The organism is Aquipseudomonas alcaligenes NBRC 14159 (assembly GCF_000467105.1).
Lineage (GTDB): Bacteria > Pseudomonadota > Gammaproteobacteria > Pseudomonadales > Pseudomonadaceae > Aquipseudomonas > Aquipseudomonas alcaligenes.
The window spans coordinates 122,960-148,326 of record NZ_BATI01000006.1; the positions used below are offsets into that span (position 1 = coordinate 122,960).

General features: G+C 65.7%; 21 protein-coding genes. 10 read left to right on the forward strand and 11 right to left on the reverse strand.

The annotated features are described in order from the left end of the window. Nucleotides 1–101: 101 nt before the first annotated feature. Together PA6_RS03835 and PA6_RS03840 are read left to right on the forward strand one after the other, a co-directional pair. The gene (locus tag PA6_RS03835) at nt 102–1,169 is read left to right on the forward strand and encodes a phosphotransferase family protein (RefSeq protein ID WP_021699566.1); all 1,068 of its coding nucleotides are present in this window, start codon (nt 102–104) and stop codon (nt 1,167–1,169) included. Nucleotides 1,170–1,193: 24 nt separating this feature from the next. Beyond that, nucleotides 1,194–1,961, forward strand: a complete 768-nt coding sequence (locus tag PA6_RS03840; protein WP_021699567.1) for an SDR family oxidoreductase — start codon at nt 1,194–1,196, stop codon at nt 1,959–1,961. Nucleotides 1,962–1,972: 11 nt separating this feature from the next. Here PA6_RS03840 and PA6_RS03845 read toward each other — a convergent pair whose 3' ends face one another. Together PA6_RS03845 and PA6_RS03850 are read right to left on the reverse strand one after the other, a co-directional pair. Further along, nucleotides 1,973–3,694: a SulP family inorganic anion transporter gene (locus tag PA6_RS03845; protein WP_021699568.1), complete on the reverse strand. Its 1,722-nt coding sequence runs from the start codon at nt 3,692–3,694 to the stop codon at nt 1,973–1,975. Nucleotides 3,695–3,749: 55 nt separating this feature from the next. Further along, nucleotides 3,750–4,397 (reverse strand): hypothetical protein, encoded by a 648-nt coding sequence (locus PA6_RS03850; protein WP_021699569.1) that lies wholly within the window; start codon nt 4,395–4,397, stop codon nt 3,750–3,752. A 100-nt stretch (nt 4,398–4,497) separates the two neighbouring features. Here PA6_RS03850 and PA6_RS03855 point away from each other — a divergent pair, with 100 nt between their 5' ends. Together PA6_RS03855 and PA6_RS03860 are read left to right on the forward strand one after the other, a co-directional pair. Beyond that, entirely contained in the window at nt 4,498–5,274 is a 777-nt protein-coding gene (locus tag PA6_RS03855; RefSeq protein ID WP_021699570.1) for a TSUP family transporter, read from the forward strand. Nucleotides 5,275–5,288: 14 nt separating this feature from the next. After that, the gene (locus PA6_RS03860) at nt 5,289–5,657 is read left to right on the forward strand and encodes a glyoxalase superfamily protein (RefSeq protein ID WP_021699571.1); all 369 of its coding nucleotides are present in this window, start codon (nt 5,289–5,291) and stop codon (nt 5,655–5,657) included. A 3-nt stretch (nt 5,658–5,660) separates the two neighbouring features. Here the strand turns inward: PA6_RS03860 and nudC are convergent, their stop codons facing one another. The 3 genes from nudC to PA6_RS03875 are packed head-to-tail and all read right to left on the reverse strand — an operon-like array spanning nt 5,661 to nt 9,007. After that, nucleotides 5,661–6,494 carry an NAD(+) diphosphatase gene (gene nudC, locus PA6_RS03865; RefSeq protein ID WP_021699572.1) on the reverse strand — a complete coding sequence of 278 codons (834 nt, stop codon included), beginning with the start codon at nt 6,492–6,494 and terminating at the stop codon, nt 5,661–5,663. After that, nucleotides 6,494–8,167, reverse strand: a complete 1,674-nt coding sequence (locus PA6_RS03870) for a hypothetical protein (protein ID WP_021699573.1) — start codon at nt 8,165–8,167, stop codon at nt 6,494–6,496. Before PA6_RS03870 ends, nudC begins: the two co-directional genes overlap by 1 nt. A gap of 27 nt (nt 8,168–8,194) precedes the next feature. Then, nucleotides 8,195–9,007 (reverse strand): crotonase/enoyl-CoA hydratase family protein, encoded by an 813-nt coding sequence (locus PA6_RS03875; RefSeq protein WP_021699574.1) that lies wholly within the window; start codon nt 9,005–9,007, stop codon nt 8,195–8,197. Nucleotides 9,008–9,229: 222 nt separating this feature from the next. Here PA6_RS03875 and nhaB point away from each other — a divergent pair, with 222 nt between their 5' ends. Further along, the gene (gene nhaB / locus PA6_RS03880; RefSeq protein ID WP_021699575.1) at nt 9,230–10,732 is read left to right on the forward strand and encodes a sodium/proton antiporter NhaB; all 1,503 of its coding nucleotides are present in this window, start codon (nt 9,230–9,232) and stop codon (nt 10,730–10,732) included. Here nhaB and PA6_RS03885 read toward each other — a convergent pair. From PA6_RS03885 to PA6_RS03905, 5 genes are all read right to left on the reverse strand, one after another. Continuing rightward, nucleotides 10,716–12,059, reverse strand: coding sequence for an amino acid permease (locus PA6_RS03885; protein WP_043216242.1), 1,344 nt, complete (start codon nt 12,057–12,059; stop codon nt 10,716–10,718). The two genes, nhaB and PA6_RS03885, sit on opposite strands and share 17 nt — an antisense overlap. A gap of 40 nt (nt 12,060–12,099) precedes the next feature. Beyond that, nucleotides 12,100–14,340 carry an Orn/Lys/Arg family decarboxylase gene (locus PA6_RS03890; RefSeq protein WP_021699577.1) on the reverse strand — a complete coding sequence of 747 codons (2,241 nt, stop codon included), beginning with the start codon at nt 14,338–14,340 and terminating at the stop codon, nt 12,100–12,102. Nucleotides 14,341–14,468: 128 nt separating this feature from the next. Further along, complete coding sequence (gene dnaQ, locus PA6_RS03895) at nt 14,469–15,212, reverse strand: DNA polymerase III subunit epsilon (protein WP_021699578.1); 744 nt, start codon at nt 15,210–15,212, stop codon at nt 14,469–14,471. Beyond that, nucleotides 15,205–15,660, reverse strand: a complete 456-nt coding sequence (rnhA, locus tag PA6_RS03900) for a ribonuclease HI (protein WP_021699579.1) — start codon at nt 15,658–15,660, stop codon at nt 15,205–15,207. Before rnhA ends, dnaQ begins: the two co-directional genes overlap by 8 nt. 8 nt (nt 15,661–15,668) lie before the next feature. Continuing rightward, nucleotides 15,669–16,427, reverse strand: a complete 759-nt coding sequence (locus tag PA6_RS03905; protein ID WP_021699580.1) for a class I SAM-dependent methyltransferase — start codon at nt 16,425–16,427, stop codon at nt 15,669–15,671. 72 nt (nt 16,428–16,499) lie between these two features. On the opposite strand from PA6_RS03905, the gene gloB reads away from it, so the two are divergent. Together gloB and PA6_RS03915 are read left to right on the forward strand one after the other, a co-directional pair. Further along, nucleotides 16,500–17,282, forward strand: a complete 783-nt coding sequence (gene gloB, locus PA6_RS03910) for a hydroxyacylglutathione hydrolase (protein WP_021699581.1) — start codon at nt 16,500–16,502, stop codon at nt 17,280–17,282. A 93-nt stretch (nt 17,283–17,375) separates the two neighbouring features. Continuing rightward, on the forward strand, nt 17,376–18,953 hold the full coding sequence (locus tag PA6_RS03915; RefSeq protein WP_021699582.1) for a lytic transglycosylase domain-containing protein: 1,578 nt from the start codon (nt 17,376–17,378) through the stop codon (nt 18,951–18,953). A 47-nt stretch (nt 18,954–19,000) separates the two neighbouring features. On the opposite strand, the gene PA6_RS03920 is transcribed toward PA6_RS03915, so the two are convergent. Then, nucleotides 19,001–20,422: an HDOD domain-containing protein gene (locus tag PA6_RS03920; protein ID WP_043216269.1), complete on the reverse strand. Its 1,422-nt coding sequence runs from the start codon at nt 20,420–20,422 to the stop codon at nt 19,001–19,003. A 203-nt stretch (nt 20,423–20,625) separates the two neighbouring features. On the opposite strand from PA6_RS03920, the gene PA6_RS03925 reads away from it, so the two are divergent. From PA6_RS03925 to PA6_RS03935, 3 genes are read left to right on the forward strand one after another with little or no spacing between them, the layout of a single operon-like run. Next, a complete protein-coding gene (locus PA6_RS03925) occupies nt 20,626–22,455 on the forward strand; it encodes an extracellular solute-binding protein (RefSeq protein ID WP_043216243.1) in 1,830 nt (609 codons plus the stop codon). Beyond that, nucleotides 22,452–24,281, forward strand: coding sequence for an extracellular solute-binding protein (locus PA6_RS03930; RefSeq protein WP_021699585.1), 1,830 nt, complete (start codon nt 22,452–22,454; stop codon nt 24,279–24,281). Before PA6_RS03925 ends, PA6_RS03930 begins: the two co-directional genes overlap by 4 nt. Continuing rightward, nucleotides 24,281–25,366 (forward strand): microcin C ABC transporter permease YejB, encoded by a 1,086-nt coding sequence (locus PA6_RS03935; RefSeq protein ID WP_021699586.1) that lies wholly within the window; start codon nt 24,281–24,283, stop codon nt 25,364–25,366. Before PA6_RS03930 ends, PA6_RS03935 begins: the two co-directional genes overlap by 1 nt. Nucleotide 25,367 lies beyond the last annotated feature (1 nt).

Genomic DNA, 25,367 nt, shown 5'->3' on the forward strand with positions numbered 1-25,367 from the left:
TCAGGCGCCAACAGCCACATCTATAAAGCTGTGCTTCACTCGATAGCGCTATTAGATTAGCCAATGATTAGTGGCCCCCATCATCAGCAGAAGGGATAAGCATGACGCTGACAGACCAGTCCACCGGCATCCGCGAAGGCGAAGAACTCGATGCCGCGCAGATCGACCCGTACCTGAAGGCGCACATCCCCGGCCTCACCGGCACGCCGCGCATCAGCCAGTTCCCCGGCGGGGCCTCCAACCTGACCTACCTGCTGGAATACCCCGAGCAGGAGTTCGTCCTGCGCCGCCCGCCGTTCGGCCACAAGGCCAAGTCGGCCCACGACATGGGCCGCGAGTACCGCATCCTCAACCAGCTCAACGCCGGCTTCCCCTACTGCCCGAAGGCCTACGTGCACTGCACCGACGAGTCGGTGATCGGCGCCGAGTTCTACGTGATGCAGCGGGTCAAGGGCATCATCCTGCGCAGCGACATGCCGACCGAGCTGAACGTCAGCGCCGAGCAGACCAACGCCCTGTGCAAGAGCTTCATCGACAAGCTGGTCGACCTGCACAACGTCGACTATCAGGCCTGCGGCCTGGCCGACCTGGGCAAGCCGGAAGGCTACGTGAAGCGCCAGATCGAAGGCTGGAGCGACCGCTACGAGAAGGCCCTGACCCCCGACGCCCCGGTCTGGGAGCAGGTCAAGGCCTGGCTGCGCGAGAAGATGCCGGCCGACCACCACAAGCCGGGCATCGTGCACAACGACTACCGCTTCGACAACGTGATCCTCGACCCGGCCAATCCGATGCAGATCATCGGCGTGCTGGACTGGGAGCTGACCACCATCGGCGACCCGCTGATGGACCTGGGCAACACCCTCGCCTACTGGATCGAGGCGAACGATCCGCCGCCCGTACAGCTGATGCGCCGCCAGCCGAGCAACGCGCCGGGCATGCTGACCCGCCAGCAGTTCGTCGACTACTACGCAGAACGCGCCGGCATCCAGATCGACAACTTCGACTTCTACTACGTGTACGGCCTGTTCCGCCTGGCCGGCATCGTGCAGCAGATCTACTACCGCTTCTTCCATGGCCAGACCAAGGACAAGCGCTTCGCCCAGTTCATCATGATGAACAAGCTGCTGGAACAGATGGCCCTGCAGGTCATCAGCAAATCCACCCTCTAACCCGGCTCAGACAAGGGAACCACAATGTCCAAGACCCACCTGTTCGACCTCGACGGCAAGATCGCTTTCGTCTCCGGCGCCAGCCGCGGCATCGGTGAAGCCATCGCCAAGCTGCTGGCCCAGCAGGGCGCCCACGTGATCGTCTCGAGCCGCAAGATCGACGACTGCCAGAAGGTCGCCGACGCCATCGTCGCCGACGGCGGCAAGGCCACTGCAATCGCCTGCCACATCGGCGAGATGGAGCAGATCCAGAGCGTCTTCGCCTTTATCCGCGAGCAGTTCGGCCGCCTCGATATCCTGGTCAACAACGCCGCCACCAACCCGCAGTTCTGCAACGTGCTGGACACCGACCTGGGCGCCTTCCAGAAGACCGTCGACGTCAACATCCGCGGCTACTACTTCATGTCCATCGAAGGCGGCAAGCTGATGAAGGCCAACGGTGGCGGCTCGATCATCAACGTCGCCTCGATCAACGGCGTCTCGCCGGGCGAGTTCCAGGGCATCTACTCGGTGACCAAGGCCGCGGTGATCAGCATGACCAAGGTTTTCGCCAAGGAGTGCGCGCAGTTCGGCATCCGCTGCAACGCCCTGCTGCCGGGCCTGACCGACACCAAGTTCGCCTCGGCCCTGACCAAGAACGATGCCATCCTCAACATGGCGCTGCAGCGCATCCCGCTCAAGCGCGTGGCCGCCCCCAGCGAGATGGCCGGTGCCGTGCTGTACCTGGCCAGCGAAGCCTCCAGCTACACCACCGGCGTGGCGTTGAACGTGGACGGCGGCTTCCTCTCCTGAGGCCGTGATCGTCACATCGGGCCGGGCTCTTCGCCCGGCCTTTTGTTTTGCGCCTCGAACGCCCGCTGCGCATCGCGCAGGGTGGTGAAGTGCAGCACCTGCGGCATCTCCGCGATGCCGCGCGCCTCGCGCCAGCGCTGCCATTCGGCACGCCGCCCGGCCATCACCGGGGTCACCCCGCGCGCCAGCAGCTCCTCCACCAGGTCACGCAGGGTGAGCAGGCCGCTGGCATCAATGCTGGTCACCGGCAGCATGTCGAGCACGAACCAGCGCAACTCGGGGCCGGCCTGGTCCAGCACGCGCCGCACTTCGCGGCGGAAGAACTGGGCATTGAAGAACACCAGCGGCGCGTTGAAGCGGAACAGCAGCATGCCTGGCTGGCGCGCCCCTGTGGCATGCCGCTGCAGCGCGTGGAAACCGCGCATGCCCTCTACCCGCCCCAGCTCCTCCACCAGCGGTCGCGACATCGAGTGAACAAAGCGCAGCAGCGCCAGCACCACCACCAGCAGAATGGCCTGGATCGCTCCGACCGCCACCACGCCCACCGTCGCCAGCAGGCACAGCGCCAGCTCGACCCGCGAGATGCGGTACAGCTGGGCGAGGAACTGCAGATTGACCAGCGACAGCGCACCGAACAGCAGCACCACGCCGAGCGCCGCCACCGGCACATAGGCCAGCGGCGCGGTGAAGAACAGTAGCACCAGCGCAATGGCCAGCGCCGCGATCACGCTGGTCATCTGGGTACGACCGCCACTGCTGTCGGCCACCGCCGTGCGCGAATCGGCACCGCTGATGGCAAAACCCTGGGAAAAGGAGGACGCCATGTTGGCCAGGCCGAGGGCGATGAACTCGCGATCGGTATCGATGCTGTAGCGGTTCTTCTCGGCGAAGCTCTGCGCCGTCAGCATCATGCTGGAGAAGCTCACCAGGGCCAGACCGGCGGCGTCGGCCAGCAGCGTCGGCAGCATCGCAAGAGGAAACTGCGGGATATGCAACTCGGGCAGGCCGGCGGGAATCAGCCCGATGGTGGCCACGCCGCGCGCGCCCAGGCCGAGTAGCGAGGTCGCCACAGCGGCCACGACCATGGCAATCAGTGCCGCCGGCAGCTTGGCCAGATAGCGCCTGGACAACAGCATCGCCAGCACGGTAGCGGCGCTCAGCGCCAGGGTCGGCCAGTGCCAGTCGCCGTAACGGGCGAAGAACTCGACTAGGCGCGGCACTATGCCGCCGGCTTCCTGGGTAAAGCCGGCGATCTTGCCGAGCTGACCGAGCAGGATGCTCAGCGCCACACCGTTGAGGAAACCGACCAGGATCGGCCGCGACAGGAACTCCGCCAATGCGCCAAGGCGCAGCAGCCCGGCGCCGATGCAGAACACACCGGTAAGCAGGGTCAGGGTCAGTGACAGCGCCAGGTAGAGACCATCATCCCCCGCTGCCAGCGGCACCACGGCGGCGGCCAGCAGGGCGCAGGTGGCTGCGTCCGGTCCCACCACCAGTTGCCGCGAGGTACCGAACAGGGCGTAGACCAGCATCGGCAGAATGCAGGCGTACAGTCCGGTGACCGGGTGGAAGCCGGCCAGCTCGGCATAGGCTACCGCCACCGGCAAGGCAACGGCGGCAACCGACAGACCGGCACGCAGATCGTCTTTCCAGTAGGCCGACCGGTAGTCCAGCAAGCTGGCCAGTCCCGGCGCGATGGCCGCCACGCGGCGCCAGCGATCCTGTTCGAACATGCGGCGCCCCCATCGACTTTCCCCCGCCGGGAAGCCTAGTCGGCAGACGCGCGCCTCACCAGTCCTTGAGCGCCTGCTGCGCGACCTGATTCATCGGCTGCGCCATCAGCCCGGTCGGGCCCAGGCTGACGCTGAAAACCGCGCCATCGGCAATCGGCAGGTAGGTGACGCGTGCGGCCTGCGGCTCGAACAGGAACAGATCGCGCTGGCCCAGGCGCAGCCAGCGCCACAGATCGATGCCATAGGGACTCTCGGCCAGCGCCACCCGAGCAAAGCGAGCGCTCTGCTGCTGCTCGATGGCGAGGAAACGCCCGGACAGCTTCTCCAGGCGGTAGCCGGGCTGCAGGCCGATCAGCGCCGCCAGGCCCTTCCAGCCCAGCAGGCGGGCATCCAGCTGCCACAGATCGCCCTCCAGGGTCACCTCGCGCTCCTCGCCGCCCTCCAGCAGGTTGACCCGATAGCGCTGCGGACCATCGGCGCTGAAGCTCAGCGTCACCAGCGGCTTGTCCTGTACCTGCGGGTCGTAGCTGCGCAGGTCGTAGGCAATCACCCCGATCAGCAGCGCGAGCGCCAGGAAGGCCAGGCCGGCGGTACCGCGCAGCCAGGCGAGAAACCAGTTGGGAGCGAACAGGATGCGGGCGGCGATGAACAGCGCCAGCAGGGCCAGCAAGCCGGTGAACCAGGCCAGGCCGTCATACTGCATGCAAGCGATTCCTTATACGATTTTTTGCCGGCATTATGCGGAGCTACTGCGCGGCGAGCCAGCAACAGCCCCGCACAATTGAATCCACTTCGAGTTTTTTATGCCCTTTCCCTTCGAGCTGGGTGTCGAACCGACCACCCTGCTGATTCTCGCCCTGGTCGCCTTCACCGCCGGATTCATCGACGCCATCGCTGGTGGCGGCGGTCTGCTGACCATCCCGGCCCTGCTCACTGCCGGCCTGCCACCGCATCTGGTGCTGGGCACCAACAAGCTGTGCGCGACCTTCGGCTCGGCCACCGCCAGCTACACCTTCTACCGGCGCCAGCTGTTCCATCCGCGACAATGGCGCAATGCACTGATCGCCACGGCCATCGGTGCCGCCATCGGCGCGATCATCGCGCATTGGCTGCCAGCCGCCTGGCTCAACCAGATGCTGCCGGCCGTGGTATTCGGCTGCGGCCTGTACCTGCTGTTCGGCAAGACGCCGGAGACCCACGGCCAGCAGGACGCGCCGGTGGCGCAGGGGCGCCAGTGGCCGCAGGGCCTGGGCCTGGGCTTCTATGACGGCGTGGCCGGCCCCGGCACCGGCGCTTTCTGGACGGTCAGCACCCTGCTGCTCTACCCCATGGACCTGGTACGTGCCAGCGGCGTGGCGCGCAGCATGAACTTCGTCAGCAACGCCATGGCGCTGACAGTCTTCATCATCGCCGGCCAGGTGGCCTGGCTGCTCGGCATCGCCATGGGCCTGGCGCTGATGGCCGGGGCTTTCTTCGGGGCGCGCACGGCGATCCGCGGCGGTTCGAAATTCATCCGCCCGGTGTTCATCCTGGTGGTGCTGGCACTGACGGCACGCCTGGCCTGGCAGCACTGGTTCTGAAAGGGGGCTTCGCCATGCGACTGGGCAACAGCACTCCGATACTGCGCATCTTCGACGAGGCCAAGGCCCGCGAATTCTATGTGGGCTACCTGGGTTTCCGGATCGACTGGGAACACCGCTTCGCCCCCGGCATGCCGCTGTACCTGCAGGTCTCGCGCGACGGTTGCGTGCTGCACCTGTCCGAGCACCATGGCGACGCCTGTCCGGGCGCGGCCCTGCGCATCGCGACGGAGGACCTCGACGATCTGCATCGGGAACTGCAACAGAAGCGCTATGGCTATGCGCATGCGACCATCGAGGCGATGCCCTGGGGCAGTCGCGACATGAGCCTGCGTGATCCCTTCGGCAACCGCCTGACCTTCACCGACAGCGTCGGCGGCTGACGCTCAACGCGGCAACTGCGGCTCCGGATGGCCCAGGCGGCGCGCCACATAGAGGTCGATCAGGTAGCGGGCGATGGAGCGCTGCATCGGCAGCGGCGGCAGCTGGTCGATGGCGAACCAGCGCGCATCCTCGATCTCCTCGGGCTGCGGCACGATCTCGCCGCCGACATACTCGGCGTGGAAGCCGAGCATCAGCGAATGCGGGAACGGCCAGCCCTGGCTGCCCAGGTACTGCAGGTTGCCGACCTGGATGCCGACCTCCTCATGCACCTCGCGCACCACGCACTCCTCGGCCGACTCGCCAGGCTCGACGAAACCGGCCAGGGTGCTGTAGACGCCCGGCACGAAGCGCGGCGAGCGCGCCAGCAGCAACTCGTCGCCCCGGGTGACCAGCACAATCATGCTTGGCGAGATGCGCGCATAGCTGTCCAGACCGCACTCGGGGCAGCGCAGGCAACGCTCGCCCGGCACCTGGCGGTTACGGCTCCCACAGCGCCCGCAGAAGCGATGATTGAGGTCCCAGTGCGCCACCTGCTCGGCAAACGACAGCATGCGGAACGTCGGGTAGTCGGCCTGCAGCATGAACTGGCGCAAGCCCTGCCAGAAGCAGCCGGGCATCTCGGCGGAGTGCTCGACCTGCAACAGCCACACCGGCTGATCGTCGAAATGCCCCAGGCCATGCTCGGCGATCAGCGGCAATTCCTGGCGCTTGAGCCAGTCGCGGGGGAAAAGAACGCCGTTGGTGTCGGCGAGAAAGCCCTGCGGGCTGCGTACCAGTGCCCAGCCACCAGCCTGGGCATTGTCCAGCGGCGGCGTGGTCTGCCAGCCGGAAGCCATCAGGCAGCTACCGACAGGCCCAGTGCGCGCACGCTTTCCTCGGCCAGATCAAGCACGCTCGGCGTGGTCTCGGGACGCAGCACCGCGCCACCTTCTAGGTAGTACTCCAGGCTGCTGAGCGCGTCGGCCAGGGTTTCCAGCATCTGCTCGGAGGGCATCTGCCGGGCGTCGAGCATCTGCGTCTGGATGTAGTCGGCGCACAGGCCGATCAGCTTGGCCGCGCGCTCCTGGCCAAGGAACCAGAGACCGCCACGCACGGCCTGCAGGCTGATCGGCACATTGGCCAGGTGGATGCGATCGCCACCGGCTTCGATGTAGGAAGTGATGGCGCGCTTGGCCAGAGCCAGCCCCCCCTGAGCCTCGTCGACCACCACGATGCGCGCCTCGACCAGCTGGTGCGCGGCGAAGGCCTCGCCTTCGTCGCCGGGCTGCGCCTGCTGTGGCCTGGCGTTGCGCTGTTCGCCACGCTCCGGACTGGCGACCATGCTCTCGACATACAGCACCGCCTCGGCCAGCTTGTGCAGGTCGGGGTTGGCGGGAAGGCTCTCCTCACTCCAGCTGCCCACCACCGGCAGCTGCACCTGCAGCGCGTTGGCGGCGGAACTCAGCCCGACCATGTTGAGGGTCTTGGACAGCTTGCCGAGCAGCGCATGCAGGTTGCCGAAGCTGTCCGGCTGGGCGGTGCCACGCTCGATCAGGTCGAGCAGATCCTTGACGCTGGCCAACTCCTCGCGGATGGCGGTAGACAGCGAGCGCATCACGCCCTGGCCGGGGCCGGACAGACGCTGGTATTCCTCGTCGAGCAGATGGTCGGTGAACGGTAGCGGCGTGAGGCCGAACACCTCGCGCACGGCGCTCGACTGCGGGCCGCGGCAATCGGCCAGGGCCACCAGGTAGAGCAGTTCCTTGAGCAGGCTGCGCGGCGCCTCGTAGCTGCCGTTGGCCACCAGGGCCTGCTTGATCTCGCGATCCAGGCGGGAGAACAGCTGCTTGCGCGCCTTGCGCGGCAGCAGTTGGCCCTCCAGCTGCGACTCCACCGCCGCCGCGCCGATCCAGCACAGGCGCCCGGCCGGCTTGTCGGAGAACAGGCCGTCCAGGCGCACGAGCGCCCGCAGCATCAGCTTGAGCCCGGCCTGCAGGTTGTCCTCGCGGATGAAGCCCAGCAGGCCGACCTGGAACATGTGGCGCAGGCGTCGGGCATCCTCGGCGCTCAGTGGCGTGCCGGACACAGCAGTCTGGCGTGGCTGATCGAGGCGGACGCTGAAGAAGAAGCTTTCCGGCAGCGGCGGCTGGGCACCGGCCTGGCGCAATTCGTTGATGGCCGGCAGCAGCAGCTCCGGCATTTCCTGGCGATGGGCGTCGACGTTTTCCAGGTAGCGGCGCAGCACGTACAGCGCGCTGCTCAGCGCCGCCAGCTGACCATCGCGCTCCTCGCCGGCACCGGCGGGAATGTCGGTGGCCTGTTGCAGCACTTCCTGGGCCAGCAGCTCGGCGCCGGCCAGTTCAATCAGGTTCAGGGTGCCACGCACCTGTTGCAGGTTTTCCACGGCCTGCTGCAACAGGCTGCCATTGTTCCGTTCGGCAATGAACTGCTCGAGACTCTGTTCAGTCTCTTCGATGGTGGTGAACAGTTCGTCACGCACCAAGCTCAGGGATGTCGCTCCAGTGACCATGGGTCTGCTGAACCTCTTTAGGCTGGGTCAGTCGGCGAATTCCGGCTTCTGCTTGCTCATGTGCGCGGCCATGGCCACGCGCAGGTCGGCAGACTGCAGCATGGCACCGTTCCAGTTGGCGACGTACTCGAGGCCGTCATCCACGCGGTGGTCGCGCATGTAGCGAATCATGTGTTTGGTGCCGCGAATGGCGATCGGCGACTTGGTGGCGATCTCGCCGGCGATCTCGAACACGCCGGCCAGCAGTTCTTCCTGGCTGGCATAGGTGCGGTTGACCAGGTTGATGCGTTGCGCCTCGGTACCGTCGATGGTGCGGCCGGTAAAGGCCAGCTCACGCATCATGCCGTCGCCGATGATGCGCGGCAGGCGCTGCAGGGTGCCGACATCGGCCGCCATGCCCATGTCGATTTCCTTGATGGAGAACTGCGCATCGACGGTGGAGTAGCGCATGTCGCAGGCCGAGATCAGGTCGATCGCGCCGCCCAGGCAGTAGCCCTGGATCGCCGCGAGTACCGGCTTGCGGCAGTTGTCGACGGCATTGAAGGAGGCCTGCAGCTGGAGGATCTTGCGGCGCAGAGCCTCGGCGTTGCGGCCCACGTCCTTGCCCAGCTGGCTGCCCGCCTGGGCCAGCAGCATCAGGTCGATACCCGAGGAAAAATGCTTGCCGGCGCCGGAAAGGACCACCACGCGCACCTCATCGGTGTCGTCGATCCAGCGGAAGACGTCGACTATCTCGGTCCAGAAATCCGCGTTCATCGCGTTCACTTTTTCCGGGCGATTGATCTGCACATGGGCGATCTTGTCGACCAGCTCGACGCGGAAAGCTTTGTATTCGGACACGCAGATCATCCTCGAAGGCAGGGCGCACCAGGGTGCGCGCGGATATGTTGTTTTGGAATCAATCAGCCCACTATAACAAGCACGAAACAAAAGTCGATGCCGGTCACTGTGATGCAGAGCACGCTGGCAAAGCTAAGAAGAATTCTGACTATATTCGTTAAACTCTTGATCTTTCTGGAACTAGGCCAGCAATAGTGGCCATGGAATTGGGGATATTCGGCAATGCAGCGCTCACTGACCCACGCCCTGGTCGACAACTTCCTGGGTAACTCCCCCTACTGGTACAAGCTGACGATCATCTTCTTCCTGATCGCCAACCCCATGGTGCTGTGGAGCCTGGGCCCGGCGGTAGCCGGCTGGCTGCTGGTCGGCGAGTTCATCTTCACCCTGGCCATGGCGCTGAAGTGCTACCCGCTGCAGCCGGGCGGCCTGCTGGTGCTGCAGGCGATTCTGCTGCAACTGACCACGCCGCAAGCTTTGTACAAGGAACTGGCGCATAACTTCCCGGTGATCCTGCTGCTGATGTTCATGGTCGCCGGCATCTATTTCATGAAGGGCCTGCTGCTGTTCCTGTTCTCCCGGCTCTTGCTGGGCGTGCGCTCCAAGCCACTGCTGGCCCTGCTGTTCTGCCTGTTCTCGGCCTTCCTCTCGGCCTTCCTCGATGCCCTGACGGTGACGGCGGTGATCATCAGCGTCGGTGTCGGTTTCTTCTCCGTTTACCACCGGGTCGCCTCCGGCAAGAACCCGCGTGAAGAGGTCGGGGTGAACAGCGACCAGGAGGTGGTGGAGCTGCACCGCGAGGACCTGGAGCAGTTCCGCTCCTTCCTGCGCAGCCTGCTGATGCACGGCGCCGTCGGTACTGCCCTGGGTGGCGTGTGCACCCTGGTGGGCGAGCCGCAGAATCTGCTGATCGGACACGAGGTGGGCTGGAACTTCGGCCAGTTCTTCCTCGAGGTGGCGCCGGTGTCGCTACCGGTACTGGCCGCCGGCCTGAGCACCTGCGTGCTGCTGGAGAAGCTGCGCTGGTTCGGCTACGGCGCCCTCCTGCCGGCTGCCGTGCGTCAGGTGCTGGCCGAGCACGCCCGTGAGGACGATGCCCATCGCACCCAGGCCCAGCGTGCGGCGCTGCTGGTGCAGGGCCTGGCCGCACTGGTGCTGATCCTCGGCCTGGCCTTCCACGTCGCCGAAGTGGGGCTGATCGGCCTGCTGGTCATCGTGCTGATCACCGCGTTTTCCGGCATCACCGACGAACACCAGATTGGCCGCGCCTTCCAGGATGCCCTGCCGTTCACCGCGCTGCTGGTGGTGTTCTTCGCCGTAGTCGCGGTGATCCACGATCAGCAGCTGTTCAGCCCGATCATCCAGTGGGTCCTGGCGCTGCCAGCGGAGCAGCAGCCCGGCATGCTGTTCATCGCCAACGGCCTGCTCTCCACCATCAGCGACAACGTGTTCGTCGCCACCATCTACATCACCGAGGTCAAGCAGGCCTTCCTCGCCGGCCAGATGAGCCGTGAGCATTTCGACGTGCTGGCGGTGGCCATCAACACCGGCACCAACCTGCCCAGCGTGGCTACGCCCAACGGCCAGGCGGCCTTCCTGTTCCTGCTCACCTCGGCCATCGCGCCGCTGATTCGGCTTTCCTACGGGCGCATGGTGTGGATGGCGCTGCCCTACACGGTGGTCATGGGCGGCCTGGGCTGGTGGGCGGTCAGTTACTGGCTTTAACGGACTGCAACCGGTTGCGCCACTGCCGCCAGGTGTAGAACGGGATGCCCACCATCATCACCAGGAAGCCCCAGAACACCGCCTGCTCACCCGTGCCGTAGAGCGCCCAGACCGAGTAGATGAAGGCGCAGCTGCCCACCAGCAGCTGCCGCCCGCGCTCCCGTGCACTGAAACCATCGGGCTTGGTCGCCAGCAGGTGCAGCAGCGCCGCGGCGCACAGCACATAGGGCACCACCCCGGCCATGGTGCCGAGTAGGATGATCACGTTGAACACCTCGACCAGCTCGCCCTGGCCGTTCACCAGCACCAGCAGGGTCACCAGCAGCCCCGAGATCAGCATGCCGTGGGCCGGCACGCCGCGCCGGCTGGTCCTCGCCAGTATCGCCGGGAACAGACCGTCGCGCGCCGGCGCCATGGGGATCTGCCCCTGCAGCAGGACCCAGCCATTGAGCGCGCCCAGGCAGGCGATCACCGCTCCACCCGCGATGAAGTAGTAGCCCCAGTCGCCGAACATGACCCGCGCCGCATCGGCGAAAGGCGCGCTGGAGTGGGCCAGCACATCAGGCGGCAGGATGCCCTGTACCGCCGTGTTGGAGAGGATGTACACCGCCGCTGCCACCAGTGTGCCGAACAAAGTGGCGCGCGGGATGGTGCGGCGCGGGTCGCGTACGTGCTCGGCCGGCACCGTGGCCGACTCCAGGCCGATGAAAGACCACAGGGTCAGCGCCGCCGTGGTGGCGATGGCCTGCACATAACCGCCGCCTGGCAGCGCGGCCGGCTCGGGAATGCGCAGGTAGCTCGGGTTGAAATAGAACCAGCCGAGCAAACCGACCAGCAACAGCGGCACCAGCTTGAGCAGGGTGAGGATGTTCTGCGCCACCGCGAAGGAGCGGATGCCGCGCAGGTTGATCAGGGTGCACAGCCAGATCGCGCCGATCGCCGTACTGACCATCAGCAGCGGGTCGCGCAGTACCGGCAGGAATACCTGCAGGTAGCCGACCAGGGTCACCGAGATCGCCGCATTGCCGATCCAGGCGGCCATCCAGTAAATCCAGGCGCACAGGTAACCGGCAAAACTGCCGAAGGCATCGCGGGTATAGGCGTAGGGGCCGCCGGCGGCCGGGTCGAAACGCGCCAGGCGCGAGAAGGTCAGCGCCAGCAATATGGCCCCGGCACTCGACACCAGCCAGCCGATCAGGCTCAGGCCGCCATAGGGTGTCAGGCTGGCCGGCAGCAGGAACACTCCCGAGCCGACCATGTTGCCGATCACCAGGGCGCTGCAGGTCCAGAACCCCATCTCGCCCTTGCCGCTCTTGTCCTGAGCCATGTTCCCCCCGGATTGCACAGGCCCGGCCACCTAGCCGGCGTTATTCCTTGATGCAATCCACGGTATAGCACGCCCCGTCGCGCTGAAGGCCGTGCACATCGGCATCGAAGCCGGGGAACTGGCTGTCGAAGGTACGCGCGAACTGCAGGTAGTCGATGATCGAGCGGGTCTCGGCGGTGAAGCGCTCGCCCGGCATGATCAGCGGGATACCCGGCGGGTAGGGCACCAGCATCACCGCCGCCAGGCGCCCTTCCAGCTGCTCGATGGGCACCGCCTCGACCTCGCCGCGCACCAGTTTGTCGTAAGCGTCGGCCGGCTTGATCGCCACCTGCGGCAGCACCGTGTACATGCGCTTGAGCGCCTTGGCCGTGGCATTTTCGCGGTAGCAGCCGTGCAGCTCGTCGCACAGATCGCGCAGACCCATGCCGGCGTAGCGTGCCCCGCCCTCGCGGGCGATCGACGGCAGCGCGTCGAGCAGCGGCACGTTGGCGTCGTACAGGCGCTTGAACTCCAGCAGTTCGGTGAGCAGGGTGCTCCACTTGCCCTTGGTGATGCCCATGGAGAACAGCACCAGGAAGGAGTACAGACCGGTCTTCTCCACCACCAGGCCACGCTCCCAGAGGAACTTGCTGACCACCGCCGCGGGAATGCCGGCCTCGGTCAGCCTGCCGTCGGCGGACAGACCCGGCATCACCAGGGTGACCTTGATCGGGTCGAGCAGCACATAGTCCTCGGCGATTTCGCCGAAGCCGTGCCAGTCGGCGTTGGGCTGCAGCAGCCAGTCGCCGGTGTGCACGCCCTCGCCGCCGGCCTGCTCCGGCTGCCAGATGCTGAACCACCAGTCATCGGCCGCCAGGTTCTGCCGCAGGTTGGCCAGGGCGCGACGGAAGCTCAGCGCCTCGTCGAAGGTCTCCTGGATCAGCGAGCGCCCGGCCGGGCCTTCCATCATCGCCGAGGCCACGTCCAGCGAGGCGATGATGCCGTACTGCGGCGAAGTGGAGATGTGCATCATGAAGGCTTCGTTGAAGCGGTCACGGTCCAGCTGGCGCGCGCCACCGTCCTGCACGTGGATCATCGAGGCCTGGCTGAAGGCCGCCAGCAGCTTGTGCGTGGAGTGGGTGGAAAACACCAGCGGCGAATGCGCCTCGCAGCGGGTGCCCATGCCGTAGCGCCCGGCGTAGAACTCGTGGAAGGCGGCGTAGGCATACCAGGCCTCGTCGAAGTGCAGCACTTCCACCGAGTCGCCCAGGGCCTGCTTGACCATCTCGGCGTTGTAGCAGAGGCCGTCGTAGGTGGAGTTGGTCACCACCGCAAGTTTGACCTTGGGCGCACGGCCCCTGGCCAGCGGGCTGGCGTCGATCTTGGCCTGGATCGACTCCTTGCTGAATTCGGAAAGCGGAATCGGCCCGATGATGCCCAGCTCGTTGCGCTCCGGGCACAGGTACAGCGGGATGGCGCCGGTCATGATGATCGAGTGGAGGATCGACTTGTGGCAGTTGCGGTCCACCAACACCAGGTCATCGCGGCCGACCATGGAGTGCCAGACGATCTTGTTCGCCGTCGAAGTGCCGTTGATCACGAAGAAGGTGTGGTCAGCGCCGAAGTTGCGCGCGGCGCGCGCCTCGGCCTCGGCCAGCGGGCCTGTATGGTCGAGCAGCGAGCCCAGCTCGGGCACCGACACCGAGAGGTCGGAACGCAGCGTGTTCTCGCCGAAGAACTGGTGGAAGGCCTGCCCCACCGGGCTCTTGCGGTAGGCCACGCCGCCGCCATGGCCGGGCGTGTGCCAGGAGTAGTTGGACTGCGCGGTGTGCTGCACCAGCGCCTTGAAGAACGGTGGCAGCAGGCCGTCGAGGTAGTTGTGCGCCGCGCGCGCCACCTGGCGGGCGAGGAAGGACACGGTGTCTTCGTACAGGTAAAGGATACCGCGCAGGTGGTTGAGATCGGCCATGGCGTCGGCCGGGGCGTTCTCGATGGTGACCTGCTCGCCGAGGGCGAAGATCGGCAGCTGCGGCGCACGCACGCGGGCGATGCGGATCAGCTCGACCATGTCCTGCAGTAGGCGCTGGTTCTCCCCCGCTCCCTCGGCGGCTACCAGGATGCAGGCCAAGCCGTGGTGGGTGGAGGCGACGATGCGCCCCTCGGCGGAGCTGGCGGTGGAGAGGATGGTGAAGCCATCCTTGCCCAGTTCCTCGGCGATGGCGCGGACGCGCTCGCCGGCGACGGTGTCGGCCTTGATGTCGCGGTGAACGATGAGGATGGGGAAGTTCAGGTCTTTATACATTGTGCCTTCCTGAGGGGTTGGTGCTCTGGGGCACCTATCCCCTCAGGTTAGAAGTTCGCCGATGGCGGCGGAACCCCCTGTGCGGAAGTCTGTAAGAAAAGGTCGCATTGGCCGTACGACCGCGCCCCTCAGCTCGCCGGCTCTTCCGCCGGCGCCTCCATCTTGGCCCACAGCGACGGGCCGCCAGCGGATTTCTCGATGATGGCCAGGCGCGCGGCATGCGCAGCCAGTTCTTCCTCGCTGGCGCGCAGCACGCGGATCGGCGCGCGGTTCGGGTCGAGGCGGCGAATCGGACTGGGCAGCACGCGGCCTGAGCCGTCGCCGCCGTCACCGGCCAGCGACAGATGGGTCTGGCCACCGGTCATGGTCAGGTAGACGTCGGCGAGGATCTCGGCGTCGAGCAATGCGCCGTGCAGGTCGCGACCGGAGTTGTCGACGCCGTAGCGCTTGCACAGGGCGTCCAGGTTGTTGCGCTGGCCCGGATGGCGCTCGCGCGCCATCAGTAGGGTGTCGAGGATCGAGCAGTAGTCGCTGACGTCGCTGCGCTCGCTCTGCCCGAGCAGGGCGAACTCGTTGTTGATGAAGCCGACGTCGAACGCCGCGTTGTGGATGATCAGCTGGGCGCCTTCGATAAAGGCAAAGAACTCGTCGGCCACGTCCTTGAAACGCGGCTTGTCGGCGACGAACTCGTTGGTGATGCCGTGGACGGCGATCGCGCCCTCGTCGATCTCGCGATCGGGGTTGAGGTAGACGTGGAAGTGGCGCCCGGTCAGCCGGCGGCCTTCCAGTTCGACACAGCCGATCTCGATGATGCGGTGACCATCGGTCACCGGCATGCCGGTGGTTTCGGTATCCAGTACGACGCTACGCACGCTTCATTCCCCTTGCTTCTTCGACGCCACGGTTGGCCAGCTGGTCGGCCTTCTCGTTGCCTGGGTGGCCGGTATGGCCGCGCACCCACTGCCATTCGACCTGATGACGGTTGACCTGCTCGTCCAGCGCCTGCCACAGGTCGGCGTTCTTCACCGGCTCCTTGCTGGCGGTCTTCCAGCCGCGCTTCTTCCAGTTCGGCAGCCATTCCTGGATGCCCTTCATTACATACTGCGAGTCGGTGGTCAGGCGCACCTGGCAGGAACGGGTCAGCGCCATCAGCGCGCAGATCGCCGCCATCAGCTCCATGCGGTTGTTGGTGGTGTTGGGCTCGCCGCCCCACAACTCCTTCTCCGCGCCCTTGTAGACCATCAGCGCGCCCCAGCCACCGGGGCCGGGATTGCCCTTGCAGGCGCCGTCGGTATAGATCTCGACCTTGTCTTCGCTCATCGAATGCTCTAGTTCTCGGAATCGCGCCGGCTGACCTTGGCCACCGGCAACGGCAACAGCTTGCCCATGCTGGCGCGTGGCACCGGTCGCAGCGGACGCAGCCCGACCACCAGCTTGCGCGCCACCAGCAGGTAGAACCCCGCTCCGGGTGCATGCAGGCTCGCGCCCCAGCGCTCCAGCCCGGCCAGCCGCGCCTGCCAGGCCGGCGCAGAAAGCGGCGGACGATAGCACCCGAAGCGGCGTTTCTCCAGCGCGAAGCCAAGCAGGCTGAGCCAGTCCGCCAGGCGGTTGGGCGAGATGCAGCGCGCCTGGCGGAGGCCGTCACGGGCGAAGTAATGGCGCAGGCCCCAGGTGCTCCAGGGGTTGACTCCGCTGATCAGTAGATAGCCGCCCGGGCGTACGCTGCGCGCCGCCTCGCGCAGCAGGCCGTGGGGCGACAGGCAGAAATCCAGGCCGTGCTGCAGCACCACCACATCGGCAGCATGCTCGCCCAGCGGCCAGGCCTGCTCCTCGCAGGCGATGTGCACACCGGCCAGCGGCGCCCCCAGGCGCACGTTGCAGCGGATCTGCGGCGCCTTCGGTGGTTCGGCCTGGACCGGCCCGTAGTGCACCAGATAGCCACCGAAGTAGCGTGCCAGCTCCTCATCCAGTGCCTGACGCTCGGCCGTCAGCAGCAGCTCGCCGAGCGGCGAAGCCAGCCACTCGCGGGCAGCACAGGTCAGCTCCAGCCACTCGGCATCGGCCTGGGCGAAAGGTTGTTCGCTCATTGCCACCTCCATCAACACGGGACGCGTTAGCGCTTAAGATGCGTCATTAATCTCCTATTGGCGACCCGCAAAATGTTTCAGATCGACGCCCTTCCCGCCTTCAGCGACAACTACATCTGGCTGCTGCAGGACCACTCCACGCGCCGCTGCGCCGTGGTCGATCCGGGCGATGCCGCGCCGGTACTAGCCTGGCTGCAGGCGCACGGCGACTGGCAGCTCAGCGACATCCTCATCACCCACCACCACCCGGACCACGTCGGCGGCGTGGCCACGCTGAAAGCGGCGACCGGCGCCCGCGTCTGCGGCCCCGCGCGGGAGAACATCCCGGCCCGCGCCCTGGCCCTGGACGACGGCGCGGACATCGAGGTGTTGGGGCGCCGCTTCCTTATATATGCGCTGCCCGGCCACACCCTCGGCCATATCGCCTACTACCAGGCCGAGGAGGGCTGGCTGTTCTGTGGCGACACCCTGTTCGCCGCCGGTTGTGGGCGCCTGTTCGAGGGCACGCCGGAGCAGATGCACCACTCGTTGCTGCGCCTGGCGGCGCTGCCGGATGCCACGGCCGTTTACTGCACCCACGAATACACCCTGAGCAATCTGCACTTCGCCCGCGCCGTGGAGCCACACAATCCGGCGGTCGCCGCACGCTTCGCGGAAGTCAGCGCCTGGCGTGCCGCCGGGCATATCAGCCTGCCCTCGACCATCGGTCTGGAGAAGGCCAGCAACCCCTTCCTGCGCTGCCACGAAACATCCGTTAAACAAATGGTCGACGAATGGAGCGGCACTGCCACACACACCGCCGGGCAGGTGTTCGCCGGCCTCAGGCGGTGGAAAGACCAGTTCCGCGCTGGTTAAAAACCGACCGGTCGCATTGGTGAAAACTTGACCACCCCAGGGGGCATTCCTAGAATCCCCCCACTTTTTAGCGCCGGCAGACACTAGCGACCGATGTTTTTATTACCTTTCGGAACTCTCGATACGGCGTCTCTGGCGCGCGGCGGCAAGGCTCTGGCCCTGCTGTGCTGCATCGGACTGGCCGGCTGCCAGAGCATGGGGCCGGGCGATGACGACGGTCGCGATACCGACCGCGCCGTGAGCCTGCAGCAGGAGCCCGAGTGGCTCAACGAGAACACCGAGCCAGAGCCACCCAAGGACATCTGGGAACGCATGCGCGACGGCTTCAAGCTGCAGGACGAGATCGGCGTCAACCCGCGCATCGAGAACCAGCGCCTGTGGTTCGTCAGCAATCCGTCCTTCCTGGAAAACGCCAGCGAGCGCGGCAGCCTGTACATCCACTACGTGGTCGAGCGTCTGGAAGAGCGTGACATGCCGATGGAACTGGCCCTGTTGCCGGTGATCGAGAGCGCCTACAACCCCTATGCCTATTCACGTAGCCATGCGGTCGGTATCTGGCAGTTCATCCCCTCCACCGGTCGCCACTTCAACCTGCGTCAGACCAGCTGGTACGACGGTCGCCGCGACATCACCGCCTCCACCAACGCCGCGCTGAACTACCTGAGCCGCCTGCACGACATGTTCAACGGCGACTGGCTGCTCGCCCTGGCCGCCTACAACGCCGGCGAAGGCACGGTCAGCCGCGCCATCGAGCGCAACCAGAAGCTCGGCCTGCCGACCGACTACTGGAACCTGCCGCTGCCGCAGGAAACCCAAAACTACGTGCCCAAGCTGCTGGCCCTGTCGCAGATCGTGCTGTCGCCCGAGGCCTACGGCGTGCGCCTCAACCCGATCGCCAACGAGCCCTACTTCGAGCAGGTGGCCAGCAAGCCGGGCCTCGATCTGGCGCGCGTGGCCGCCATGGTCGACATGGAAGAGGACGAGCTGGAGAGCCTCAACCCGGCCTTCAAGAAAGGCATCACCATCGATGGCCCGCAACACCTGCTGGTGCCCATCGAGAAGGCCGAGCAGTTCAACGCCAACCTGGCGATGATGAAACCGCAGGAGCTGGTACGCTGGCAGGAGTATCGGGTGCGCTCTGGCGACAACCTGCACAGCATCGCCAACCGCTACCACCTGACGGTCAACACTCTGAAGGACGTCAACAAGCTGCGCAGCAACCACCTGCGCGTCGGCCAGGTGCTGAACATCCCGGCACAGGGTGGCCGCGAGCCGGCGCAGGGCCTGCATCAGGTGGCCAAGGCGCCGGCCAGCCATCCGCAGCGTTACAAGGTCAAGAGCGGTGACAACCTGTGGCAGATCGCCAACGCTCACGGCGTATCGCTCAAGGACCTGCAGCGCTGGAACGGCCTGAATGCCCGCAGCAAGCTGAGCCTGGGCCAGGTGCTGGAAATTCGTGGCGGCAGTGGCGGCACCGGCAACGCGGTGGCGACCAGCAAAAAGAGCGACACACGGCAGAACGTCACCTACTATCGGGTCAAGAGCGGCGACTCCATGTACCTGATCGCCCAGCGCTTCAAGGTCGACGTCAAGCACCTGCAGCGCTGGAACCCGCGCAGCGACAGCCGCGCGCTGAAGCCGGGGCAGACCCTGACCCTGTATCTCGACTGACAGACGTCTTGCTCCATGAAAAAGGCCGCCTCAGGGCGGCCTTTTCGTCAGCGCTTGCCCAGCGCCTCCAGGCAGCGCCCGGTCAGCTGGGTGAAACGCTGGAAGGCGACGAACTGCTCATGCTTGAGCGCCCGCCCGGATAATCGGCTATCGGCATAGAGCACGCCGATTTCGCGGGTTCCCGCCAGCAGCGGGGCGATGAAGAACATGCCCTGGCCGAGCAACTGGCGCATCGGCAGGGTCACCAGCTCGGCCAAGTTGTAGCTGGCCGGCACCCCCATCCAGATCGCCTCGCGATTGCGCAGCGCATAACTGAAGATGTGCGGCTGCTCGGCCTGCTTGGCCGGCAACTGGAATTCCGCCAGCCATCTTTCGGTCCCCTCGCCCACTGCCCGCTTGGCGCGGAAACAGGTCTGCCCATCGGCCAGCACCGCGAGCATCACCCGCTCCAGGCCGGCGCCCTGGTGCAGGCCCCGGAGCAGCGTATCGAGGACCAGACCGACATCGCCGCGCTGGTTGACCATCATGCCCAGGTCCTGCAGTGCCTGTTGCAGCACCAGCAGGTCCGGCTGCAGCAGGCGCGCCTTGCGCTCCTGCTGTTGCAGCTTGATCTGCTCCGGGTCGGTATTGGGGATCAGCCGGCACAGCTGGCTGGCACCGAAGGTGGCGGCCACCTCGACCGTTTCCTCGGCGCTTTCCAGCACCTGCTTGAGGGCGTCTTCGGCGCTGACGCCGGTGAAGTCGGCCAGCTGCTGCACCAGCTTGTCCATCTCCGGCGAGTCCCAGCCCTCGAGGGCCGCCTCGCTGATCTTCACGCCCAGCGTCACCGCACGCACGGCCGGGTCATGCTGGTTGCCGCTGCCATGGGCGAAACTGGCCAGCTCGCCAAGGTTCCAGCTCTTCACCAGGCCCTGGGTCAGTTGGCGGAAACTGGTTCCCAGTACCTCGCGCACCGCCTCGTCCACATCGACATTGGGCTGCGCCAGGGCGTCGGCCAGCTCATCGGCCTGCTCGCCGCCACAGGCCCAGAAGGCCAGTTCGCCGACCTTGTGCAGCAGGGCGGCGATGAACACTTCCTCCTGGTGCTTGGTCAGCACGTAGCCGGCGATGTTGCGGGCCTGCACGGCGGCATGGAAGGAACGCGCCAGCAACATCTGCAGCTGCTCGCGCGGCACCCGTGTGAGCAGGCTGTCGATCAGGCTGACCGACATGCCGATCAGCCGCACATTGTCGAAGCCGATCAGCACGATGGCCCGCGAGATGGTGCGGATGCTTTCCTGGGAAGGGTTGTAGTAGACGCTGTTGCCGACCCGCAGCACCTTGGCGGTGAGCGACGCGTCGCGCAGCAACAGGTCCGCCAGCTGCTGCACCGAGGCCTTTTCGGCCTGGGACAGGCGATGCAGGTCCTGCACCACGGACGCTAATGCAGGCAATTCAGCCTGATTCAATCGATCAATCCATGACTGCAAACCGATACTGCGTTCCGCCAAGGCAGGGACCTCATTTCAATTTGTTTCAGTGTAATCAAATTGATGACACCTGCCTGCAAAAAGGCACTCTTTTTCCTGCGGATACAAGCTGTTACTGTACCGGCAAACGAACAGACACCGGGCGCACGACCGCTGCCTTGCAGCGCTGACGCCCGAGCACCATGGACCGGACCCCGCACCCGATGCGCCTCCTGCTATCGCTGATCCTCGGCCTGGTCATGAGCTCTCCCGCCTTCGCGACGCTTAGCGAAAGCCACGGCTACGCCCAGTTCGGCCTGCTCAAATACCCGGCCAACTTCACCCACTTCGACTGGGTCAACCCCGGCGCGCCCAAGGGCGGCACCCTGCGGGTGATGGCCTACGGTACGTTCGACACCCTCAACCCCTACAGCTTCAAGGGCAGCAGCCCGTCGGCCGCACCCAACTTCCTGCAGTACGGGGTCAGCGAATTCAACGAGCCGCTGATGGTGGGTACCGGCGCCTACGATCCTTCCGGGGACGAGCCGGCGTCGAGCTACGGCCTGATCGCCAAAAGCGTGGAGTACAACGAGGACCGCAGCTGGGTGGTGTTCAACCTGCGCGAAGAGGCGCGCTTCCACGACGGCAAGCCGATTACCGCCTATGACGTGGCCTTCTCCTACCGCACCCTGGTCCGCGACGGCCACCCGCAGTACCGCACCAACCTGCAGGAAGTCAAAAGGGTCGACATCCTCAACCGCCATCGCATCCGCTTCGTCTTCAAACGCGCCGGCAATCCGCTGCTGATCCTGCGCCTGGGCGAGTTGCCGGTGCTGGCCCAGCACTACTGGAAGAATCGCGACTTTCGCGCCACCAGCTTCGAGGTGCCGCTGGGCAGCGGTCCCTACCGCATCAGCCAGGTGGAGCCGGGCCGGCGCCTGGTGTTCGAGCGGGTCAAGGACTGGTGGGGCGAGAAACTGCCGGTCAATCGCGGCAAGTACAACTTCGACCGGGTCGAAGTGGAGTTCTATCGCGACAGCAACGTCGCCTTCGAAGCCTTCAAGGCCGGCGAGTTCGACTTCTACATCGAACACCAGGCGAAGAACTGGGCCAACGGCTACCGCTTCCCGGCCATCGCCCGCGGCGAAGTGATCCGCGCCGAGATCCCGCACCAGATCCCCACCCAGACCCAGGCGCTGTTCATGAACACGCGCCGCGACACCTTCGCCGAGCGCAAGGTGCGCGAGGCGCTGGGGCTGATGTTCGACTTCGAGTGGACCAACCGCACCCTGTTCAACAGCGCCTACACGCGCAGCAGCAGCTACTACCCCAACAGCGAATTCGCCGCCAGCGGCAAGCCGGAAGGCCAGGAATGGCTGCTGCTGTCGCCCTACCGCAAGCAGCTGCGCGCCAAGCTGTTCACCGAGCCCTTCGCCCTGCCCGCCACCGATGGCCGCGGCATCCCGCGCGAGACGCTGCGCAAGGCCCTGGGCCTGCTCGCCGAGGCCGGCTGGAAACCTTCCGGTCAGCATCTGGTCAATGCCCGCGGCGAGCGCTTGCGTTTCGAGATCCTGCTGGTCAACCCGAATCTGGAACGCATCCTCCAGCCCTATACCGAAAACCTGTCCAGCATCGGCATCCAGGCCACGCTGCGCACCGTGGACCGTGCCCAGTACAAGCAGCGCCTCGACCATTTCGATTACGACATGATCCTCATGACCCTGCCGCAGAGCCTCAGCCCGGGCCTGGAACAGCAGCTGTACTTCCACTCCAGCCAGGCCGGGGTGAAAGGCAGCAAAAACTACGCGGGCGTGCGCCACCCGGTGGTCGACAGCCTGCTGGAAAAGCTGCTCGCCGCGCAGACCCGCGAACAGCAGGTCGCCGCCGCCCGCGCGCTGGATCGGGTGCTGCTGTGGCAGCACTACAGCATTCCCAACTGGTACGTCAGCCATCACCGCCTGGCCTACCGCAACCGTTTCGCCTTCGTCACCACCCCGCCCTACACCCTGGGCTTGCGGGCCTGGTGGCTGAAGCCCACGGAGACCGCTCGATGACCCCGAACCTGCGCACCCTGGGCGCCGCCCTGCTGCTACTGGCTGGCGCGGCCCAGGCCGAACCGCGGCACGCCATCACCCTGTACGACGAGCCGCCCAAGTACCCGGCGAACTTCCAGCACTTCGACTACGTCAACCCGGACGCGCCCAAGGGCGGCACCCTGCGCCAGCAGAGCGTCGGCGGCTTCGACAGCTTCAACCCCTTCATCCCCAAGGGCAACGCGGTGGGCGTGGGGCTGATCTACGACAGCCTGACCTATCACTCGCCGGACGAGCCGTTCACCGAGTACGGCCTGCTGGCCGAGCGGATCGACAAGGCGCCGGACAACAGCTACGTGCGTTTCATCCTCAATCCCAAGGCACGCTTCCACGACGGTACGCCGGTGACCGCCGAGGACGTGATCTTCACCTTCAACATCCTGCTGGAAAAAGGCGATCCCATGTACCGCCACTACTACGCCGACGTGGCGCAGGTGGTGGCCGAGGACAAGCTCAGGGTGCGTTTCGACTTCAAGCACCAGGACAACCGCGAACTGCCGCTGATCCTCGGGCAGATCCAGGTACTGCCCAAGCACTGGTGGGCCACCCGCGACTTCAGCAAGGGCGATCTGGAACCACCACTGGGCAGCGGCCCCTACCGGATCGGCAAGGTTGCCCCGGGCAGCGCGGTGACCTTCGAACGGGTCAAGGACTGGTGGGCCAAGGATCTGCCTGTGAGCCGCGGCCTGTACAACTTCGACCGCATCCAGGTCGACTTCTACCGCGACAGCCAGGTGGCCCTGGAAGCCTTCAAGGCCGGCCAGTTCGACGTCAACCTGGAATACTCGGCCAAGGACTGGAACACCGGTTATGACAGCCCGGCCCTGCGCGCCGGCAAGTTCGTCCAGCTGGCCATTCCCAACCACAACCCGGCCGGCATGCAGGGCTACGTGTTCAACCTGCGCCGCCCGATCTTCCAGGACCGTCGGGTGCGCGAGGCCATCGCCCAGCTATTCGACTTCGAATGGGCCAACAAGCAGCTGTTCTACGGCGCCTATAAGCGCACTCACAGCTACTTCGAGAACTCCGAGATGGCCGCCAGCGGCCTGCCTTCGGAGGCCGAGCTGAAACTGCTGGAGCCTTTGCGCGACAAGCTGCCGCCGGAAGTCTTCAGCCAGGAGTTCAAGCCACCGGTCAGCGATGGCAGCGGCATCATTCGCGAACAGAGCCGGCGCGCCTACCAGTTGCTGACCGAGGCCGGCTACCGCATCGACAACGACAAGATGATCGGCCCGGACGGCAAGCAGCTGGCCTTCGAGTTCCTCAACTTCCAGCCCAACCTGGAGCGGGTGGTGTTGCCGTTCAAGCGCAACCTGGCCGAGCTGGGCATCGACCTGCAGATCCGCCGGGTCGACGTCTCGCAGTACATCAATCGCCTGCGTTCGCGCGATTTCGACATGACCTCGGCGATCTGGCCGCAATCCAGCTCGCCAGGCAACGAACAGCGCGAATTCTGGCACTCCAGCAGTGCCGACAACCCCGGCAGCCGCAACCTGATGGGGCTGCGCGATCCGGCCATCGACCAACTGGTGGAGGGCCTGATCCGCTCAGGCTCGCGTGAAGAGCTGATCACCCACGCGCGCGCCCTCGACCGCGCCCTGCTCTGGGGCCACTACGTGGTACCCAACTACTACGTGGATACCTGGCGCGTGGCCTACTGGAAGCGCTTCGGTCGCCCGCCAGTGACGCCCCTGTATGACTACGGCCTGATGACCTGGTGGGAAGAAACGCCGTTGAATCCGCCAAAGAACGCGCCCGCCCCCGAAGCCAAGCAGGAAGCCCAGTAATGCTGGCCTATATCGTTCGCCGCCTGCTGCTGATCGTCCCCACCCTGCTGGGCATCCTGCTGATCAACTTCATCATCGTCCAGGCCGCGCCCGGCGGCCCGGTGGAGCAGATGATCGCCAAACTGGAAGGCTTCGATGCCGCCTCCGGTGGTGCCACCGCGCGGGTCTCCGGCGGTGGCGGCGAAGTCTCGGTGGCCGGCTCCAATTACCGCGGCGCCCAGGGCCTGGACCCGGAACTGGTGGCCGAGATCGAGAAGATGTACGGCTTCGACAAGTCGGCACCGGAACGCTTCTGGCTGATGATCAAGAGCTACGCCCAGCTCGATTTCGGCCAGAGCTTCTTCCGCGACGCCAGCGTGGTCGACCTGATCCTGGAGAAGATGCCGGTGTCCATCTCCCTGGGCCTGTGGAGCACGCTGATCACCTACCTGATCTCCATCCCCCTGGGGATCGCCAAGGCCACCCGCCATGGCAGCGCCTTCGATGTCTGGACCAGCTCGGCGATCATCGTCGGCTACGCCATCCCGGCCTTCCTCTTCGCCATTCTGCTGATCGTGCTGTTCGCCGGCGGCAGCTACTGGGACTGGTTCCCCTTGCGCGGGCTGACCTCGAGCAACTTCGACGAACTCAGCCTGGGCGGCAAGATCCTCGACTACTTCTGGCACCTGGCCCTGCCGGTCACGGCGCTGGTGATCGGCAACTTCGCCACCCTGACCCTGCTGACCAAGAACAGCTTCCTCGACGAGATCGGCAAGCAGTACGTGGTCACCGCCCGAGCCAAGGGCCTGACCGACAACCGCGTGCTCTACGGCCACGTGTTCCGTAACGCCATGCTGATCGTGGTGGCGGGTTTCCCTTCCGCCTTCCTTGGCATCTTCTTCGCCGGTTCCATGCTGATCGAGGTGATCTTCTCGCTCGACGGCCTTGGCCTGCTGGGCTTCGAGTCGATCGTCAACCGCGACTACCCGGTGGTGTTCGGCACCCTGTTCATCTTTTCCCTGTTCGGCCTGGTGGCCAAGCTGCTGAGCGACCTGATGTATACCCTGATCGATCCGCGTATCGACTTCGACAGCCGGGAGAACTGAT

Coding starts and splice junctions, on each gene's coding strand:
- PA6_RS03835 (WP_021699566.1), top strand. CDS start 102: ATGACGCTGACAGACCAGTCCACCGGCATCCGCGAAGGCGAAGAACTC.
- PA6_RS03840 (WP_021699567.1), top strand. CDS start 1,194: ATGTCCAAGACCCACCTGTTCGACCTCGACGGCAAGATCGCTTTCGTC.
- PA6_RS03845 (WP_021699568.1), bottom strand. CDS start 3,694: ATGTTCGAACAGGATCGCTGGCGCCGCGTGGCGGCCATCGCGCCGGGA.
- PA6_RS03850 (WP_021699569.1), bottom strand. CDS start 4,397: ATGCAGTATGACGGCCTGGCCTGGTTCACCGGCTTGCTGGCCCTGCTG.
- PA6_RS03855 (WP_021699570.1), top strand. CDS start 4,498: ATGCCCTTTCCCTTCGAGCTGGGTGTCGAACCGACCACCCTGCTGATT.
- PA6_RS03860 (WP_021699571.1), top strand. CDS start 5,289: ATGCGACTGGGCAACAGCACTCCGATACTGCGCATCTTCGACGAGGCC.
- nudC (WP_021699572.1), bottom strand. CDS start 6,494: ATGGCTTCCGGCTGGCAGACCACGCCGCCGCTGGACAATGCCCAGGCT.
- PA6_RS03870 (WP_021699573.1), bottom strand. CDS start 8,167: ATGGTCACTGGAGCGACATCCCTGAGCTTGGTGCGTGACGAACTGTTC.
- nhaB (WP_021699575.1), top strand. CDS start 9,230: ATGCAGCGCTCACTGACCCACGCCCTGGTCGACAACTTCCTGGGTAAC.
- PA6_RS03885 (WP_043216242.1), bottom strand. CDS start 12,059: ATGGCTCAGGACAAGAGCGGCAAGGGCGAGATGGGGTTCTGGACCTGC.
- PA6_RS03890 (WP_021699577.1), bottom strand. CDS start 14,340: ATGTATAAAGACCTGAACTTCCCCATCCTCATCGTTCACCGCGACATC.
- rnhA (WP_021699579.1), bottom strand. CDS start 15,660: ATGAGCGAAGACAAGGTCGAGATCTATACCGACGGCGCCTGCAAGGGC.
- PA6_RS03905 (WP_021699580.1), bottom strand. CDS start 16,427: ATGAGCGAACAACCTTTCGCCCAGGCCGATGCCGAGTGGCTGGAGCTG.
- gloB (WP_021699581.1), top strand. CDS start 16,500: ATGTTTCAGATCGACGCCCTTCCCGCCTTCAGCGACAACTACATCTGG.
- PA6_RS03915 (WP_021699582.1), top strand. CDS start 17,376: ATGTTTTTATTACCTTTCGGAACTCTCGATACGGCGTCTCTGGCGCGC.
- PA6_RS03925 (WP_043216243.1), top strand. CDS start 20,626: ATGCGCCTCCTGCTATCGCTGATCCTCGGCCTGGTCATGAGCTCTCCC.
- PA6_RS03930 (WP_021699585.1), top strand. CDS start 22,452: ATGACCCCGAACCTGCGCACCCTGGGCGCCGCCCTGCTGCTACTGGCT.
- PA6_RS03935 (WP_021699586.1), top strand. CDS start 24,281: ATGCTGGCCTATATCGTTCGCCGCCTGCTGCTGATCGTCCCCACCCTG.